This is a genomic window from Pseudomonas sp. N040, from assembly GCF_015637705.1.
In the GTDB taxonomy this organism is placed as follows: Bacteria; Pseudomonadota; Gammaproteobacteria; order Pseudomonadales; family Pseudomonadaceae; genus Aquipseudomonas.
Genome location: NZ_JADOBE010000001.1, coordinates 242,018 through 260,799, shown reverse-complemented (window position 1 = coordinate 260,799; position 18,782 = coordinate 242,018). Strand labels below are relative to the sequence as shown.

Sequence of the window (18,782 nt, the reverse complement as noted above, 5' to 3'; positions counted from 1 at the left end):
TTCAAGTTATGTACAAGGGTTGCAGCAGCTTGGTGCAGCCCGCTCATCGAATTGGAGCGACGCTATCCTCGCACTGCAGAAACTGATTTGGGTTCGCCCCCCTGGCTGCAGCACATTGTCATCTGCTTGCGGATTTTTTCATGCACTTGCGGCAGTACCGCGTAGTCGCGCGGGTAGCTGAGTTCGAAGGCGGCCACACCGTTGGCCAAGGCGGCAGCCTGTTGCAGTTTCTGCCGCGCCAGCAGGGGGTCGGTTGGATCCAGGCTGAAGCTGTTGGTGATGATGCCCATACAGGTTTCCGCTGCGGACATCCGACGCAGGGTAACTTCCGCGTCACCTCTGGCGGGAGCTAGGAAGAACAGCGCGCCTACAGGCTTGGGGGCGCTGTCGTCTGTTGCTGCTACAGATACATTCAGCCGTTGCTTCAGGCTGTAATGGGCCATCTGGGTGGTTTTGGGTTGCTGTGGAAACAGTCTGCTCATCGAGTCCGGCAGCAGGCGCAGGCCGCGATACAACTCCTGCCCGGTAAAGCCTTGGGCATCCGCGGTGATCAACAGCGCGTCATCCCCCAGCAGCGTAGCGCCAGCCTGGTACAGGCTGGCCACCATGGTCGATTTGCCCATTCCTGATTTGCCAAGAAACAGCGCTAGATTGCCCTCTATCTGCACCGCGCCGCTATGCAGAATCAGCAGCCCTTCCTGACCCAGTACGCGCGGAAATACTTGGTCGTACAGCAGATGCTCAAGGGTCGCTTGTGTTGTATCCGCGGAAAGCGCGTGCATGCGGATGGTTTTTTTCTCGGGGTTGATCTGCGCCAGGGCTTGATCCCAGAACTGTAAACGGAATTCAGTATCAGTCCTGGAGCCATATTGAGTAAGGCTCCAGTCGGAGTCTGTCCATCGGATTTGCCCAGCAGGAAGTGTTGTGGACTGATCTAGTGATGAAAACAAACTCGCCGACCAGCTTCCCATAATAATAGAAGGCATGGTTTTGGCTCTTTTACTGAAATTGTAAAAATCCACGCACTGAATTGCGCACTTCAAAGTGGTCAAAACACAGTCAGGCTAAGTCACCCCGAAAAGTTACGCGCGCTTTTGGGGCGAGCCCTGACCACTGTTAGCGGGTTCTAGAACGGAACCAGTACCCGATAAAGTTAGTTTGGTTAGCTCGCCATAAACTTTAAGTTGTGGTGCCTTGTAGGCGTGCTTGGATTTGAGTTTCTGTATTTTCGCATTGCTCATTGTTAAATCCCCTTCATGGAATTCGGAGTTTCAGTACTAAAAGTGTCTGATATGCCTGAAATTTGACAGAAGTTTACTATCAAACAATTTGCTTTGAAAATTGCGTCAGATCAAGCTTTATTGTGGGTAACGCTTGCTAGGGTTGCTTGGCTCTGGTGGCGTTCAGGGTTCAGTAACGGCGAGCTTCGCGGATAATTATTTTTGGCGCCAACTATCTGGCGAATCCAGATTGCAAGCTGGTGCACAGTGGTAAAGCTCTCGCGGTCGCTCAGCATCTCCAGCGACTCTTTGAGTGCGTCAGCAGAGACCAATGGCCGCAGTAGCGGCATGCTCTCAGTGTGCTGTTGCCGCCATTCAGGTCTTGATTGCACCAGTTGCTGGGTAAAGGCCCAGCCCAGATGCTCCTTGCCGCAGCGCCAGCGAACGCTGTCCGGCAGCAGGCCTGCCATTGAGCGGCGCAGGATCATCTTTGGCCAGCCATCGAATTGCAGCTGGCTGGCCGGTAATGACAGGCAAAAGTTGATCAGTCGCAGGTCCATGAACGGGTCGCGTGGCTCGATGGCCAGCGCGGCGCTGACCCGGTCATAGCGTTCGCGGCCTACCGGCAGGTAGATATGCGTCATGCCGTCGACACGCTCGCTGGCCGGATCGCGCCAGCCCACCTGGAACAGATTGCGGAAGCCCTCATGGCGCGCGGCCAGGTTTACCTGCTTGGCAAGGGTCGGGTTGATGACGCTGCCGAGCTTGGGTCGCAGCTTGCTCAGCTGGCGCTGGATATGCCGCCGGGCATGGCGGACCCAGTTCGGGGTCAGAGCGCTGCGAAAATTAATGAAGAGTTGTCGTCGCATGGAGAAATAGGGTCCCCAGAAGCGTCGCTCGCCGCGCATCTCGCGCCAGGCCTGGCGCCACTGGCCGCGGCGCAACAGGCGCGGAATCAGGTTGCCGGCACCCAGCACCACATCCCCTGCCACCCCATCCAGCACCACCTTGAGGCCAGCACGCCGGGCCGCCAGATAGGCCGCGCGCGGCAGGGTCATATGGCCATCGAACGGTTCGGACTCTTCCTCGAGCAGGCGCAGCAGGTCGTCGGCCCAGGGCTCCAGTTCCGCCCAGTTGACCAGATGCGGTTCGAGCCCCGGGGTTTTCAGCGACTCGAAGAGGGTGCGGGTTTCGATGCAGGTTTGCGGGTCCGGGCCGATGGCGGAAAACGTGTGCAGTGGGCCGCGGCCCTCGGCCTGCAGCAGGCGGCTGGCCACCGCCACCACCGAACCGGAGTCCATGCCGCCGGAGAGCATCGAGCCGACCGGCCCGGCGCTGCGCAGGCGGCTGCGCACCGCTTCGGTAAACACCTTGAGGAAGGCCGCCGCGTAGGCTTCGTCGCTGCCCAGCTTGAGCTCCGGAACCGGCTGCAGGGTCCAGTAGCGGCGGATCTGCAGGCCGCTGGCGTCCAGGCTCAGGCAGTGCGCGGGTGGCAGGCGGTAGAGGTCTTCATAGAAGGTCGAGGTGAAGTCCGCGGCTTCCAGGTCTTCGAGGAAGTCGGCGATGCGGGCCTGGTTGATCCGCTCCGGCACCGCCTGCAGGGCAAGAATGGCTTCCGGTTCGGTGGCAAAGGCGAACAGCTGCCCGGGCAGGTGGCAGTGGATCAGCTGGCGCATGCCCATCTGGTCGCGGGCGGCGAACAGGCGCTGGTGGCGCGGGTCCCAGATGGCGAAGGCGAAGTCGCCAAGGAAATGCTCAAGGCAGGCCTCGCCCCACTGCAGGTAGGCGCGCAGCAGCAGTTCGCCATCGCCGATCACCCGGCTTTCCCCGGCCAGGCCGAGGGCCGGCAGCAGCTCTTCGCGGTTGTCCAGGCGCACGTCGGCGGTGATGCTGCAGCCGCTGGCGACATCTGTCAGCGGCAGGACTTCGTGCAGCGCCTCGGGGGTGGTGGCCAGCAGTGTGTGACCGAGCGCGGCCGGGCCATCCTGCCACTGGTGACTGCCGTCCGGGCCGCGCCGTTGCAGCACCCGGGTCATGGCCTCGATCTGGCCGGACTCGGGCGCCTGGCCGGCGAGGCTGACATATCCGCAAATACCGCTCATGGCCGTGTTTCCCCGGTTTCGATCACCCTGCCATTTTCCACCCGCAGGATGCGCTGGGCCAGCGCCAGGCTGGCCGGGCGGTGGGTGATCAGGATCACCGTGCGGCCGTGCAGGGCGTCGGCGCAGGCTTCGATGAAGGCGCTCTCGCCTTCCAGGTCGTACATCGAGGTGGCTTCGTCGAGCACCAGGATCGGCGGGTCCTTGACGAAGGCGCGGGCCAGGGCGATGCGTTGGCGCTGGCCGCCGGAGAGGCGCACGCCATGGTCGCCAATCTCGGTGTCGAGGCCCTGCGGCAGGTGCTGGATGAACGCCCAGGCCTGGGCCAGGCGAGCGGCGTGCTCGATCTGCGCCTCGCTGGCGCCGGGCAGGCCGTAGGCGATATTGGCGCGCACGCTGCCGTTGAACAGCAGCGCGCGCTGCGGGACCACGCCGATCTGCCGGCGCAGGTCCTGCAGCTGGATGCCGGCGATATCCTGGCCGTCGAGCAGGATGCGCCCGCCCTGGGGCTCGTACAGGCGCAGCAGCAGCGCGACCAGGGTGCTCTTGCCGGCGCCGTTGGGCCCGGTCAGGGCCACGGTTTCGCCAGCGCGGAGCAGCAGGTCGACGCCGTCCAGCGTCAGTTCGCGGCCCGGGTAGGCAAAGCGCAGCCCCTCGAAGCGGATCTCGCCATGCGCCGCGGGCAAGCGGCCAGTGGCGGCATAGCCGGGCTCGGGTGGTTCCTGCAGGACGTTCTGCAAACGCGCCAGGGTGCCGCGGGTGGTCTGGATCTGCCCGTACAGGTTGGCCAGCGCGCCGACCGGCTGGGTCAGCAGCGCGGCATAGAAGAGGAAACTGAACAGCTCGGCGGCGCTCAGGTTGCCGGCGTGCAGGCTCTGCCCGGCGAAGAACAGCAGCAGCACGGCGGCCGCGGCGGCGATGAAACCGATCAGCGGCTCCATGGCGGCGTAGATGCGGTTTTGCCGCAGGGTCAGGCGCATGGCCTGGTCGATCTGGGTGCGATAGCGGTGCGACTCTGCGGCTTCACGGGTAAAGCTTTTCAGCGCCGGGAGCATTTCCAGGTTCTCCTCGGCTAGGCTGACCACGCCGGCTTCGGCCTCCTGCAGGGCCTGCGCCAGCCCGCGCAGGCGCCGGCCAACGATCTTCAGGATCAGGTAGAAGGCCGGCACCAGCAGCGGCACCAGTAACGCCAGCAGCGGATCGATGCGCAGCATCAGCACGCAGGCACCGAGCGCGGTGAGCAGTAGCGGCGGCACGCTGACCAGGGTGCCGCTGAGGAACTGGCTGAGGCGTGACACTTCCCAGGTCATCAAAGCCAGGGTATCGCCCTGCCGGTGCGCCTGGTGGAAGGCCAGCGGCAGGCTTTGCAAATGGTCGTAGACGCGCTGGCGCAGGTCGGCCAGCAGGCGTGTCGAGATCGAGCCGGACAGCCAGGCGCTGACGATCTTCAGCGCGGCAATCAACCCCAGCGCCAGCAGCAGCCAACCGACCAGTGCGTCGGGAACCGCGCCCTGCCCGGTGAAGAGGCCGCCCAGCAGTTGCCCGGCCAGCCACGGCACGGCGAGGGTCAGCGCCGAGCTGCAGAGCATCAGCAGGGCCACCAGCGTCAGCGGCCAGCGGTAGGGTGTGGCGTAGGCCAGCAAGGTGCGCAGTTCCATCAGCGCTGGGCCGCGTCCGCAAGGGGTCTGGCCCGTCGGGCGGTTGCCGGCGGGCAGATCGGTTCAGTCATGCTCAAGTCATCCGGAGAGAGTGCTCTGCGCAGCCTGCGCCTGGCGCGCAGATGGCGGCGGCATCACAGCATAATCGCGGTGTAACGGCAACTTTTCGGGACGCTCGGGTGACAGTCAGCGGCGCCGGCTGGGCGGCACCCCGGCTCTGGTCCGGCCGTGCGGAGCTGGCCTTGTCGCGGCGAGGGCGCCGCTCCTACAGGGGTTGTGGGGTTGCGCCAAGCTTCAGCGCATATGCTCCATGGCCCATACGGCGGCTTCGACGCGCGAGCGCAGGCCGAGCTTGTGCAGCAGGTTTTTCACGTGGACTTTCACCGTGCCTTCGGTGATGCCCAGCTTGTTGCCGATCACCTTGTTGCTGTTGCCGCCGGCGATCATCTTCAGCACCTGCCGTTCACGGTCGGTGAGGTCCAGCTGGCTGGCGCTCGGCGGGGTGCGCAGCGCCTGAGCCAGTACGCGGGTGAGTGCCGGGCTGATCACCAGCGCGCCCTGCAGGGCCTCGCGCAGCTGCTGGATGAGTTTCTCCGGTTCCATGTCCTTGAGCAGGTAGCCATCGGCGCCAAAGCGCAGGGCGTCGCGCACGTCGGTTTCATCGTCGGACACGGTAAACAGCAGGATCTTGCCCTTGTAGCCCTGTTCGCGCAGGCGCTTGAGAGTTTCCACGCCGTTCATTTCCGGCATGTTGTTGTCCAGCAGTACCAGCTGCGGCTGCAGCTCGGCGACCAGCTGCAGGGCTTCCAGGCCATTGCCGGCCTCGCCGATCACCAGCAGGTCGTCTTCCAGGTCGAGCAGCTGGCGCAGGCCGCGGCGCATCATCGGGTGATCGTCGACCAGCAGCAGGGTATGGGCCACGGGGCTGTTCATGCGGACTCCTTGTCACTGTGCTGGCTGAGAAAGTGCGGGCGGAAGTGCAGCTCGATACGTGTCCCGCCGCCCGCCCTGGCGCCCATCTGCAGGCGTCCGTGGAGGCTGCGGGCACGCTCCTGCATGATGGTCAGGCCATGGTGCTGGCGGCTGTCGAAGCCGGGAGTGATGCCGCAGCCGTCGTCCTCGATCAGCAGTTCGAGGTCCTCTTCGTGCTGCCGCAGGCTGATCCAGGCATGCGCGGCAGCGGCGTGGCGGGCACAGTTGGACAGCGCTTCGCGGGCGATTTGCAGCAGGTGGATCTGCTCGGTGGCGGTCAGGCTGAACGGCAGTGACGCGCAGTCCAGCTGCACCTCGAAGTTGCCGCGGCTGGCGAATTCGTGGGCGGTATCCTCGAGGGCCTGCTGCAGCCCGCCGTCCTGGATCTGCAGGCGGAAGGTGGTCAGCAGTTCGCGCAGCTGGCGGTAGGCGTTGTTCAGCCCTTCGCGAATTTCCTCGCTGACCGCTTCCAGTTGCTCGGCGCTCTCGCCGCGGCGGATCAGGGTCTGCAGGCGGCTGACCTGCAGCTTCATGTAGGACAGCGCCTGCGCCAGCGAGTCGTGCAGTTCGCGGGCAATGGTGGTGCGTTCATCCAGCAGCAGCAGACGGTTGTCCTGCTCGCGCTGGCGTTCCAGCGACAGCGCGGTGCCGATCAGGTTGGTCAGCGCGCCGATCAGTTCGCGCTCCCAGGTCTGCGGCGCATGGCCGTCATCGTAATGGGCGCGCAGGTCACCGAAGTTGTGGCCCTGGCTGGTAATGCTAAATGACTGCACGCTCGGCTGGTTCTGGCGCTCGCAGCTGTCGCAGTCGTTGATCGAGCAGACCTCGCGTGACTGGTTGCCATGCAGGGCGATCAGCTGCTCGCCCGGCTCCAGCGGGTTGCCATGCAGGCACAGGCTCAGGCGCAGGCCGGGCAGGCGCTGCTGGAAGCGGTCGATCAGCTGGTCCAGTTGCGCGGCGTTGGCCGGGCTGCTGGCGAAGCTGCGGCTGCTCAGGTAGAGCAGTTCCAGCGCGGCGTTGCTCTGTGCCAGGTTCTGGGTCTTTTCGCGCACGCGGCTTTCCAGGGTGCGGTGCGATTCCTCGATGGCATCGGCCATGGCGTTGAAGCTCAGCGCCATCAGCCCCAGCTCGTCCTCGGAGCGGTACTCGATGCGCGCATCCAGATCGCCGGCACGGAAGCGCTCGGTGGCGCTGACCAGGTCGTTCAGCGGGATGATCACGCCGTTCTGCAACTGGTACATGCCGACCAGCAGGATGAACACCGTTAGCAGCAGGGCGGCGCCCTGGATGCTCTGCTGCCAGCCCTGGCGGCGCTCGCTCTGCTGCTGCAGGAGGGAGACGAAATGCTCGAGCTGGGCGACGAAGGTGTCGGCCTGCTGCTGGAAGAAGGCCTTGTCGCCGCGCTCGAGCGCCGGGCGCAGGTTGTCCTGCCAGTTGCCCAGCAGCTGGTTGAAGGACTGCTGCAGCGCGTCGTCGGCCTTGCCGCTGAGCAGTTTGCGCAGCGCCTTGCTGTGCAGGCGCTGGTCGAGATCGGCCTGCAATGCGCCGATCTGCTCCGGGCTGGCGCCGCTCTCGAGTTTCCAGCTCAGCCGGTAAGTGGCCATGCGCAGCGAACCGGCGGTGTTGATCGCCGCCGCATCGTCTTCGCTGACCCAGGCCAGCAACCCGGCACTGATCGCGCTGGAGAGGGCCAGCACGGCGATCAGGATCACCGCGAGGCCGGCGCGCGCCGGTAACGAGCTTTTCAGCCACTGCAACATGGGTGGGCTACCCCTAAAGAGTTCGGTATGCCCCAGGGATCCCTGAAGGGCTGCTGGGGGAGCAATTAACTTGTTGAAAATAATGGAGTTAATTTGAAATTTCAGCTCTACCTCTTTGGAGGTAGAGCACGCTGTCGGCGGGTTTCGCCAGCAGCGCCGAGCTTGATGCAGATCAACTTTCTGCGGGGTTCCCGGTCTAGTGTGCCGCCATGACAACTGAAAAAGGAACCGGTCATGGCTGGTCAGAAACTCAAGCAAGGCCTGGTGCTGGGCATGAGTACCACGGCATTCACCGTCTGCTTCATGGTCTGGATGATGTTCGCCGTACTCGGCGTGCCGATCAAGGAACTGCTGCAGCTCAATGAAACCCAGTTCGGCCTGCTGGCGGCGACCCCGGTGCTGACCGGCTCGCTGATCCGCCTGCCGCTCGGTCTGCTCACCGACAAGTTCGGCGGGCGCATCGTGTTCTTCGTGCTGATGCTGGTCTGTGTGCTGCCGATCTACCTGATCAGCATGGCCACCGAGTTCTGGCACTTCCTGCTGCTGGGGCTGTTTGTCGGCATGGCCGGCGGCTCGTTTTCGGTGGGGATCGCCTACGTCGCCAAGTGGTTCGACAAATCCACCCAGGGCACGGCGATGGGCATCTTCGGTGCCGGCAACGCCGGTGCTGCGGTAACCAAATTTGCGGCGCCGGCGATCATCGCTGCGGCCAGCTGGCAGATGGTGCCCAAGGTCTACTCGCTGGTGATGTTCGTCACCGCGCTGCTGTTCTGGTTCCTCACCTACGAGGACAAGAACCACCGTGTGGCCGGTAGCGTGCCGCTGGCCGAGCAGCTGAAAACCCTGCGCGACCCGCGCGTGTGGCGCTATTGCCAGTACTACTCGATCGTCTTCGGCGGTTACGTGGCCATGTCGCTGTGGATGACCAAGTACTACGTGCAGGAATACGGCTTCAACCTGCAGTCCGCGGCCCTGCTGGCCGCCTGCTTCTCCCTGCCGGGCGGCGTGCTGCGCGCCATCGGCGGCTGGCTGTCGGACAAGTGGGGCGCGCACAGCGTGACCTGGTGGGTGATGTGGGTGAGCTGGATCTGCCTGTTCCTGCTGTCCTATCCGCAGACCGATTTCACCATCCACACCGTCACCGGCCCCGAGACCTTCCACATCGGCCTCAACGTCTACCTGTTCACCGCGCTGATGTTCCTGATGGGCATCGCCTGGGCGTTCGGCAAGGCCTCGGTGTTCAAGTACATCTCCGACGAGTTCCCCACCAACATGGGCGCGGTGTCCGGCATCGTCGGCCTGGCCGGCGGCCTGGGCGGCTTTGTCCTGCCGATCCTGTTCGGAGCGCTGGTCGACCTCACCGGCGTGCGCTCTTCCTGTTTCATGCTGATGTACGGCGTGGTCTGGGTCTCCCTGATCTGGATGTACCTCAGCGAAGTTCGCAAGACCCCAATGATGGGCCAGGGCTCCAGCAGCCCCATGGCCATCGCTTCTGACGCCTGAAGGAGATTCAACATGTCCGTAACCAAAAGTGCCCCGGCAGCCGGGCTGCCCAATACCGGACCGGTGATCCACGACTGGCGTCCGGAAGATCCCACCTTCTGGGCCAATGGCGGCAAGGCCGTGGCCTCGCGCAACCTGTGGATCTCGATCCCGGCGCTGCTGCTGGCGTTTGCCGTGTGGATGGTGTGGAGCGCGGTGACCGTGCGCCTGCCGGCCATCGGTTTCAGCTTCAGCACCGACCAGCTGTTCTGGCTGGCCGCGCTGCCCGGCTTGTCCGGCGCCACCCTGCGCATCTTCTACTCGTTCATGGTGCCGATCTTCGGCGGCCGGCGCTGGACCGCGCTGAGCACTGCTTCCCTGCTCCTGCCGGCGCTGTGGATGGGCTTTGCCGTGCAGGACCCGAGCACGCCGTACAGCGTGTTCGTGATCATCGCGCTGCTCTGCGGCTTCGGTGGCGGCAACTTCGCCTCATCGATGTCCAACATCAGTTTCTTCTACCCCAAGGCCCAGCAGGGCACCGCGCTGGGTCTGAACGCCGGCCTGGGCAACCTCGGCGTGTCGGTGATGCAGTTCGGTGTGCCGCTGGTGATCGGTGCCGGCCTGTTTGGCGCCGTCGGTGGCAGCCCGCAGGAAGTCGCCGGGGGCAGCCAGCTGTGGCTGCAGAACGCCGGCTTCATCTGGGTGCCGTTCATCCTCGCGGTGACCGTGGCCGCCTGGTTCGGCATGAATGACCTGAGCTCGGCGCGCGCCTCGTTCAGCGAGCAGGCGGTGATCTTCAAGCGCAAGCACAACTGGCTGATGTGCTGGCTGTACCTGGCCACCTTCGGTTCGTTTATCGGTTTCGCCGCCGGTTTCCCGATGCTGATCAAGACCCAGTTTCCAGGTGTCGATCCGCTCAAGTTCGCCTTCCTCGGCCCGCTGGTTGGTGCGCTGATCCGTCCGGTCGGGGGCTGGCTGGCCGACAAGCTGGGCGGCGCGCGCGTCACCCTGTGGAACTTCGGGGTGATGATCGCCGCGGTGTTCGGCGTGCTGCAGTTCCTGCCGCAGGCCGGCAGCGAGGGCAACTTCTACGGCTTCCTGATCATGTTCATGCTGCTGTTCGTCACCACCGGGGTCGGCAACGGTTCGACCTTCCGCATGATCCCGGTGATCTTCCGCACCCTCCACGAGCGCCTGAGCAGCAGCCAGGGCGCAGCGGGCAAGGACGCGGCGATCAAGAACGCCGGCAAGGAAGCCGCCGCGGTACTCGGCTTCAGCTCCGCGGTGGGTGCCTACGGCGCCTTCTTCATCCCGAAATCCTTCGGCACCTCGATGGCCCTGACCGGCGGCCCGCAGGCGGCGCTGTACCTGTTCGTCGCCTACTACGTCAGCTGCATCCTGGTGACCTGGTGGTGGTACTCGCGCAAGGGCGCCGAGACGCCCTGCTGAGGCCGTGACATTCGTAGGGTGGGCTTCAGCCCACCAGATAGCCGTGCACATGGTGGGCTGAAGCCCACCCTACGTGTTGAAATTTGTTGAGGACACCACAATGAGCCACTTACTCGACCAGCTGCGCTTCTTCAATCGCAAGCAGGGTGAATTTGCCGACGGCCATGGCGAGACCCGCCAGGAATCCCGCGACTGGGAAAACGGTTACCGTTCGCGCTGGCAGTACGACAAGATCGTGCGCTCTACCCACGGGGTGAACTGCACCGGTTCCTGCTCGTGGAAGATCTACGTGAAGAACGGCCTGATCACCTGGGAAACCCAGCAGACCGACTACCCGCGCACCCGCAACGACCTGCCCAACCACGAGCCGCGCGGTTGTCCGCGCGGGGCCAGCTACAGCTGGTACATCTACAGCGCCAATCGGTTGAAGTACCCGAAGATCCGCAAGCCGCTGCTCAAGTTGTGGCGTGAGGCGCGCCTGACCATGGCGCCGGTGGAAGCCTGGGCCAGCATCGTCAGCGACCCGGTGAAAGCCGAGTCGTACAAGAGCAAGCGCGGCATGGGCGGCTTCATCCGTTCCAGCTGGGACGAGGCGAATGAAATCATCGCTGCCGCCAACGTCTACACGGTCAAGAAATTCGGCCCGGACCGGGTGGTGGGCTTCTCGCCGATCCCGGCGATGTCGATGGTCAGCTATGCCGCCGGCTCACGTTACCTGTCGCTGATCGGCGGCGTCTGCCTGTCCTTCTACGACTGGTATTGCGACCTGCCGCCCGCCTCGCCACAGGTGTGGGGCGAGCAGACCGACGTGCCGGAGTCGGCCGACTGGTACAACTCCAACTACATCATCGCCTGGGGCTCCAACGTGCCGCAGACGCGCACCCCGGATGCGCACTTCTTCACCGAGGTGCGTTACAAGGGCACCAAGACCGTGTCGATCACCCCGGACTACTCCGAGGTGGCCAAGCTCACCGACCTCTGGCTGAACCCCAAGCAGGGCACCGACGCGGCGCTGGCGCAGGCGTTCAACCACGTCATTTTCAAGGAATTCCACCTCGACCAGCCGAGCGAGTACTTCACCGACTACGTGCGCCGCTACACCGACTTCCCGATGCTGGTGCTGCTCAAGGATCATGGCGAAGGTAACTACCAGCCCGACCGCTTCCTGCGCGCCGCCGACCTCACCGCCAACCTCGAGCAGGACAACAACCCCGAGTGGAAAACCATCGCGCTGGACAGCGAAACCAACCAGCTGGTGTCGCCGCTGGGTTCGATCGGCTACCGCTGGGGCGAGAAGGGCAAGTGGAACATTCAGGCCCGCGAAGGCGGTGCCGGGAATGAGGTCAAGCTGCAGCTGAGCCTGATCGGCGAAGACGTTGCCGAAGTGGCCTTCCCGTATTTCGGCGGCCAGACCCACGAGCACTTCCAGCATGTGGCTGGTGACGATGTGCAACTGCGCCGGGTGCCGGTGCGCAGCATCACTCTGGCCGATGGTACACAGGCCAAGGTCACTACGGTGTTTGACCTGTCCGCCGCCAATCTGGCGATAGACCGTGGTCTGGGTGGCGGCAACGTCGCCCGGGACTACGACGACGCCAGCGTACCGGGCACGCCAGCCTGGCAGGAGCAGATCACCGGGGTTTCCCGCGAGAAGGCGATCCAGATCGCCCGCGAATTCGCCGACAACGCCGACAAGACCAAGGGTCGCAGCATGATCATCGTCGGTGCGGCGATGAACCACTGGTACCACATGGACATGAACTACCGCGGCCTGATCAACATGCTGATGTTGTGCGGTTGCGTCGGCCAGACCGGTGGCGGTTGGGCGCATTACGTGGGTCAGGAAAAACTGCGTCCGCAGTGCGGCTGGCTGCCATTGGCCTTCGGCCTGGACTGGAGCCGGCCGCCACGCCAGATGAACGGCACCAGCTTCTTCTACAACCACAGCTCGCAGTGGCGCCACGAGAAGATGAGCATGCACGAAGTGCTCTCGCCGCTGGCCGACAAGGCGCAGTTCCCCGAGCACGCGCTGGATTACAACATCCGCGCCGAACGCGCCGGCTGGTTGCCGAGTGCACCGCAGCTCAATCGCAACCCGCTGCAGATCACCCGTGACGCGGCTGCCGCCGGCATGTCACCGGTCGACTACGTGACCAAATCCCTGCAGGACGGCAGCCTGCGCTTTGCCTGCGAGCAGCCGGACAGCCCGGAGAACTTCCCGCGCAACATGTTTATCTGGCGTTCCAACCTGCTCGGTTCGTCGGGCAAGGGCCACGAGTACATGCTCAAGTACCTGCTGGGCACCAAAAACGGCGTGATGAACGAAGACCTCGGCAAGCGTGGCGGGGTCAAGCCGGGCGAGGCCGAGTGGGTTGAGGATGGCGCGATCGGCAAGCTCGATCTGGTCACCACCCTGGACTTCCGCATGTCCTCCACCTGCGTCTACTCGGACATCGTGCTGCCGACGGCAACCTGGTACGAGAAGGACGACATGAACACCTCGGACATGCACCCGTTCATCCACCCGCTGTCGGCGGCGATCGACCCGGCGTGGGAATCGCGTTCGGACTGGGAAATCTACAAGGGCATCGCCAAGCGCTTCTCGGAAATGGCCGTGGGCCATCTGGGCGTCGAGCAGGATCTGGTCACCATACCGCTGCTGCACGACAGTCCCGGCGAACTGGCGCAACCGTTTGGCGGCACCGACTGGAAAACCGCCGGCGAGGCGCCCAAGCCGGGCAAGAACTGCCCGAACATGACGGTGGTCGAGCGCGACTACCCGAACATCTACAAGAAATTCAGCTCGCTCGGGCCGCTGCTGGAAAAACTCGGCAATGGCGGCAAGGGCATCAACTGGAACACCGAGCATGAGGTCAAGTTCCTCGGCGAACTGAACCATACCGTGCGTGATGAAGGCGTGAGCAAAGGGCGGCCGCAGATTGACTCGGCCATCGACGCGGCCGAAGTGATCTTGTCATTGGCGCCGGAAACCAACGGCCACGTGGCGGTCAAGGCGTGGGCGGCGCTCTCCGAGTTCACCGGTCTGGATCACAGCCACTTGGCCTTGCCGAAAGAGCACGAAGCGATCCGCTTCCGCGACATCCAGGCGCAGCCGCGCAAGATCATCTCCAGCCCGACCTGGTCGGGACTTGAAGACGAACACGTCAGCTACAACGCCGGCTACACCAACGTTCACGAGTACATCCCGTGGCGCACCATCACCGGTCGCCAGCAGTTCTTCCAGGATCACCCGTGGATGCAGGCCTTCGGCGAGCAGATGATGAGCTACCGGCCGCCGATCAACACCCGCACCATCGACTACGTGAAGGGCAAACGGCCGAACGGCAACACCGAGATCGTCCTCAACTGGATCACCCCGCACCAGAAGTGGGGCATCCACAGCACCTACAGCGACAACCTGATCATGCTCACCCTGAGCCGTGGCGGGCCGATCATCTGGCTCTCCGAGACCGACGCCAGGCGTGCCGGCATCGAGGACAACGACTGGGTCGAATGCTTCAACGCCAACGGTGCGCTGGTCGCCCGCGCGGTAGTCAGCCAGCGCGTGAAAGACGGCATGGTGATGATGTACCACGCCCAGGAACGCATCGTGAACATGCCGGGCGCGGAGACCACCAAGACCCGCGGCGGCCACCACAACTCGGTGACCCGCGTGGTGCTCAAGCCGACCCACATGATCGGTGGCTACGCCCAGCAGGCCTACGGCTTCAACTACTACGGCACGGTCGGTTGCAACCGCGACGAATTCGTCGTGGTGCGCAAGATGGACAAGGTCAACTGGCTCGACGGCACCGATGTCGGCGGTCTGGGCGATGACGCTCTGCCACAACCCCTGCCCAAAGACCTCTGAGGATTAATGCCATGAAGATTCGTTCACAAGTTGGAATGGTCCTGAACCTCGACAAGTGCATCGGTTGCCACACCTGCTCGATCACCTGCAAGAACGTCTGGACCAGCCGTGAAGGCATGGAATACGCCTGGTTCAACAACGTCGAGACCAAGCCGGGTATCGGTTACCCGAAAGAGTGGGAAAACCAGGACAAGTGGAAAGGCGGCTGGGTACGCAACAAGGACGGCTCGATCAACCCGCGTATTGGCGGCAAGTTCCGCGTGCTGGCGAACATCTTCGCCAACCCGGATCTGCCGAGCATCGACGACTACTACGAGCCATTCGACTTCGACTACCAGCACCTGCACACCGCGCCGCTGGGCGAGCACCAGCCGACCGCGCGGCCGCGTTCGGTGCTGACCGGCAAGCGCATGCAGAAGATCGAGTGGGGCCCGAACTGGGAAGAGATTCTCGGTACCGAGTTCGCCAAACGGCGCAAGGACAAGAACTTCGACCAGATCCAGGCCGACATCTACGGCGAGTATGAAAATACCTTCATGATGTACCTGCCGCGGCTGTGCGAGCACTGCCTCAACCCGACCTGCGCAGCCTCGTGCCCGAGTGGTGCGATCTACAAGCGTGAAGAAGATGGCATCGTCCTCATCGATCAGGACAAGTGCCGCGGCTGGCGCATGTGCATCAGCGGCTGCCCGTACAAGAAGATCTACTTCAACTGGAAGAGCGGCAAATCCGAGAAGTGCATCTTCTGCTACCCGCGCATTGAAGCTGGCATGCCGACCGTCTGTTCGGAAACCTGCGTCGGCCGCATCCGCTACCTCGGCGTGTTGCTGTACGACGCCGACCGCATCCACGAAGTGGCCAGCACGCCGAACGAGCAGGACCTGTATCAGAAGCAGCTGGATATCTTCCTCGACCCGCATGATCCAGCGGTGATCAAGCAGGCGCTGGCCGACGGTGTGCCGCATTCGGTGCTCGAGGCGGCCAAGCGCTCGCCGGTGTACATGATGGCGGTGGACTGGAAGCTGGCACTGCCGCTGCACCCGGAATACCGCACGCTGCCGATGGTCTGGTACGTGCCGCCGTTGTCTCCGATCCAGAACGCCGCGACCGCTGGCACTGTAGGCATGAACGGGGTGATCCCTGATGTCGACAGCCTGCGCATTCCGCTGCGCTACCTGGCCAACCTGCTGACTGCCGGCGATGTGGCCCCGGTCAAACTGGCGCTCAAGCGCTTGCTGGCGATGCGCGCCTACAAGCGCTCCGAGCAAGTGGATGGCGTGCAAGACCTCAAGGTGCTGGAAGACGTAGGGCTGTCGGTCGATCAGGTCGAGCAGATGTACCGCTACCTGGCGATTGCCAACTACGAAGACCGTTTCGTGGTGCCCAGCGCACACCGCGAGGACGCCATGAGCGATGCCTTTGCCGAACGTTCCGGTTGCGGCTTCAGCTTCGGCAGCGGTTGCAGCAGCGGCTCCGACACCAACCTGTTCGGGGCGAAGAAGGCCAACCAGCGCGACATCCTGAAAACCGTGCAGGTATGGGAGGAATGAGCATGCAAATCCTCAAGGTGATTTCCCTGCTGCTGGATTACCCGGCCGAGCAGCTGCTGGCCGGGCGTGACGAACTGGATCAGGCGATTGCTGCCAGTCGCGAAATCAGTCCGCAGCAGCGCAGTGCATTGCACGAACTGCTCGAACTGATCTGCGCCAACGACCTGATGGACGGCCAGGAGCACTACGGCGCCCTGTTCGGCCGTGGTCGCTCGCTGTCGCTGCTGATGTTCGAGCATGTGCACGGCGAGTCGCGCGACCGTGGTCAGGCGATGGTTGACCTGATGGCGCAGTACGAAGCCGCCGGCTTTGCCATCGGCGTCAGGGAGCTGCCGGATTACATCCCTTTGTATCTGGAGTTTCTCGCCACCCGCGCCGACCTCGAAGCCCGCGAGGGGCTGGCCGATGTCGCGCATCTGCTGACGCTGCTGGCAGCACGGCTGGACGAGCGCGAAAGCGCCTATGCCGGCTGCTTCCGCGCCTTGCTGCAGATTGCCGGCGTCGAGCCGCAGGTGGCACTGGCCGAGGTGCGTGAGCAGGTCGCCGCGGAAGTGCGCGACGACTCGCTGGAGGCCCTCGACAAGCTCTGGGAAGAGGAGGCGGTGGACTTCATGCAGGCCGAGCAGCAGGACCGCTGCCCGAGCATGGCCAGCGCCCCGGGCAAGGCCCGCGAAGAATCACCGATTCCGCTGCACTGGGTGGATTTCCAACAGGACGGGTTGGCCACCGAGCTGACTCAGGAGGCACGTCATGTCTAAGTTGAACTTGTTGCTGTTCGGGGTTTACCCGTACATCGCGCTGGCCATCTGCCTGATCGGCAGCTGGGCGCGTTTCGATCTGTCGCAATACACTTGGAAGGCCGGCTCCAGCCAGATCTTCAACCGCACGGCGGCCGAGCAGCGCTATATGCGCATCGCCAGCAACCTGTTCCACGTCGGCGTGCTGTTCGTGCTGGCCGGACACTTTGTCGGCCTGCTGACGCCCGAGTCGGTCTATCACCATGTGATCAGTACCGAGAACAAGCAGTTGCTGGCGATGGTTTCCGGTGGCCTGTTTGGCACCCTGTGCCTGATCGGCTTGCTGATGCTGGTGAAACGCCGGCTGACCGATGAGCGCGTGCGGGCTTCGTCCAATCCCTCGGACATCATGATCCTGCTGGTACTGCTGGCGCAGCTGCTGCTCGGGCTGGGCACCATCTTCGCTTCGACTCAGCACATGGACGGTTCGGTGATGGTGCTGCTGGCCAACTGGGCGCAATACACCGTGACCCTGCAGCCGGTGCAGGCCGCTGAAGCCATCGCCTCGGTGAGCCTGGTGTACAAGCTGCACGTGTTCCTCGGCCTGACCCTGTTCGTGCTGTTTCCCTTCACCCGCCTGGTGCACATCGTCAGTGCGCCGGTGTGGTACCTGGGACGGCGCTACCAGATCGTGCGGCAGAAGTGATCGGATCGGCTGCGCGTCGGCCATGCGTCGTTGCAATCAGGCTCGGGACTGCTCATTTACAGCCCGTAAACTCCGCGTCCCTCGCCTGATTGCGCCTAGCCTGGCTCTAGCTCGCTCGATCCTTGGTATGTTGAATTGAAACCGGTTTGTAGGGTGGACAACGCCGCTTGCGGCTTGTCCACAGCGTGATCCGCTTGGTGGATAAGGCTGCGCCGTTATCCACCCTACGAGTGAAAAGGTTGGAGGTTGTGATGGCTTGTGGATGTGGTGGTGCGAATGGTGGTTCCGGTGGTTGCGGTGGCGACAAGCCATTGGCCAATCCTTTGCTGGCAACCGAGCTGGCGCATGAGCCCGTAGGTTGGGTTGAGCTCAGCGAAGCCCAACAGCCAGCCGAGCCGTTGCTGATCGCCAGCAGCGAGCAGGACTGGCCGCGGATTCGCGTGAATGGCGTGCTGATCGAGCCGGAAGCACTGGCGCTGGAACTGCAATATCACCCGGCCGCCGAACAGAGCGAGGCGATGTTCCTTGCCGCGCAGGCGCTGGTGATTCGCGAGCTGTTGCAGCAACGCAGCCGCGAACTGGCGATTCAGCCCAGCCCGGTGGCGGGTGAAAGTGCCGAAGAGGCGGCGCTGCGCCAGTTGATCGAGCGTGAAGTGCCGGTGCCGGAAGCCGATGAGGCAGCCTGCACGCATTTCTACCAGAGCAATCTGGCGCGTTTTGTCAGTGCGCCGCTGCTGGCCGCCCGGCACATCCTGCTGGACTGTGCGCCGGACGATATCGAGGCGCGTATTGCCAGGCGCGAGCAGGCCGACGCCCTGTTGCTGCAGTTGCAGGCCGACCCGCAGCGTTTCACCGAGTTGGCCCTGGCTCATTCGGCCTGCCCGTCGAAAGCGCAGGGTGGCGCCCTCGGCCAGCTGAGCAAGGGCCAGACCGTGCCCGAGTTCGAGAAGCAGTTGTTTCGCCAGCCGCAAGGTCTGGTGACCCAGCCGCTGGAAAGCCGTTATGGCTTTCATCTGGTTTATGTCGATCAGCGCATCGAGGGCGTGCAATTGCCCTACGAGACGGTGGCGCAGGATATCCGCCGCGAGCTGTATCAGCGCGTCTGGCAGAAGGCCGTGGCGCAGTACATCCAGACCCTGATAGGGGCGGCGGATATCCAGAGCATTCAGCTGGCCGGCGCCGATTCGCCATTGCTGCAGTAAAGCGCTGGCTGAACTTGGAACCGCTGTCGCACGCCCGTAGGTTGCGGTTGAGCGCAGCGAAGCCCAACGAAAGTCA

At 63.7% G+C, this 18,782-nt stretch carries 12 protein-coding genes; 7 read left to right on the top strand and 5 right to left on the bottom strand.

Annotated features, from left to right (window positions below; translation table 11 throughout):
- Positions 1–62 precede the first annotated feature (62 nt).
- From ISX93_RS01130 to ISX93_RS01110, 5 genes are all read right to left on the bottom strand, one after another.
- Positions 63–986 (bottom strand): hypothetical protein, encoded by a 924-nt coding sequence (locus ISX93_RS01130; protein ID WP_195776845.1) that lies wholly within the window; start codon positions 984–986, stop codon positions 63–65.
- Positions 987–1,351: 365 nt separating this feature from the next.
- Positions 1,352–3,322, bottom strand: a complete 1,971-nt coding sequence (locus ISX93_RS01125) for an asparagine synthase-related protein (protein WP_195776844.1) — start codon at positions 3,320–3,322, stop codon at positions 1,352–1,354.
- On the bottom strand, positions 3,319–4,977 hold the full coding sequence (locus ISX93_RS01120; RefSeq protein ID WP_195776843.1) for an ABC transporter ATP-binding protein: 1,659 nt from the start codon (positions 4,975–4,977) through the stop codon (positions 3,319–3,321). The genes ISX93_RS01125 and ISX93_RS01120 overlap by 4 nt, the downstream gene beginning before the upstream one ends.
- Positions 4,978–5,271: 294 nt before the next feature.
- Positions 5,272–5,910: a two-component system response regulator NarL gene (narL, locus tag ISX93_RS01115; protein WP_195776842.1), complete on the bottom strand. Its 639-nt coding sequence runs from the start codon at positions 5,908–5,910 to the stop codon at positions 5,272–5,274.
- The gene (locus ISX93_RS01110; RefSeq protein ID WP_195776841.1) at positions 5,907–7,709 is read right to left on the bottom strand and encodes an ATP-binding protein; all 1,803 of its coding nucleotides are present in this window, start codon (positions 7,707–7,709) and stop codon (positions 5,907–5,909) included. The genes narL and ISX93_RS01110 overlap by 4 nt, the downstream gene beginning before the upstream one ends.
- 234 nt (positions 7,710–7,943) lie before the next feature.
- On the opposite strand from ISX93_RS01110, the gene ISX93_RS01105 reads away from it, so the two are divergent.
- The 7 genes from ISX93_RS01105 (at position 7,944) to ISX93_RS01075 (ending at position 18,706) form a co-directional block, all read left to right on the top strand.
- The gene (locus ISX93_RS01105) at positions 7,944–9,212 is read left to right on the top strand and encodes an MFS transporter (protein WP_195776840.1); all 1,269 of its coding nucleotides are present in this window, start codon (positions 7,944–7,946) and stop codon (positions 9,210–9,212) included.
- Positions 9,213–9,224: 12 nt separating this feature from the next.
- On the top strand, positions 9,225–10,640 hold the full coding sequence (locus tag ISX93_RS01100; protein WP_195776839.1) for a NarK family nitrate/nitrite MFS transporter: 1,416 nt from the start codon (positions 9,225–9,227) through the stop codon (positions 10,638–10,640).
- 100 nt (positions 10,641–10,740) lie between these two features.
- The gene (locus ISX93_RS01095) at positions 10,741–14,511 is read left to right on the top strand and encodes a nitrate reductase subunit alpha (RefSeq protein WP_195776838.1); all 3,771 of its coding nucleotides are present in this window, start codon (positions 10,741–10,743) and stop codon (positions 14,509–14,511) included.
- Between the two features lie 11 nt (positions 14,512–14,522).
- A complete protein-coding gene (gene narH / locus ISX93_RS01090; protein WP_195776837.1) occupies positions 14,523–16,061 on the top strand; it encodes a nitrate reductase subunit beta in 1,539 nt (512 codons plus the stop codon).
- Positions 16,062–16,063: 2 nt separating this feature from the next.
- Complete coding sequence (gene narJ / locus ISX93_RS01085; protein ID WP_195777184.1) at positions 16,064–16,819, top strand: nitrate reductase molybdenum cofactor assembly chaperone; 756 nt, start codon at positions 16,064–16,066, stop codon at positions 16,817–16,819.
- Positions 16,812–17,504, top strand: coding sequence for a respiratory nitrate reductase subunit gamma (narI, locus tag ISX93_RS01080; RefSeq protein ID WP_195776836.1), 693 nt, complete (start codon positions 16,812–16,814; stop codon positions 17,502–17,504). Before narJ ends, narI begins: the two co-directional genes overlap by 8 nt.
- A 251-nt stretch (positions 17,505–17,755) precedes the next feature.
- The gene (locus ISX93_RS01075; protein WP_195776835.1) at positions 17,756–18,706 is read left to right on the top strand and encodes a peptidylprolyl isomerase; all 951 of its coding nucleotides are present in this window, start codon (positions 17,756–17,758) and stop codon (positions 18,704–18,706) included.
- Positions 18,707–18,782: the final 76 nt, after the last annotated feature.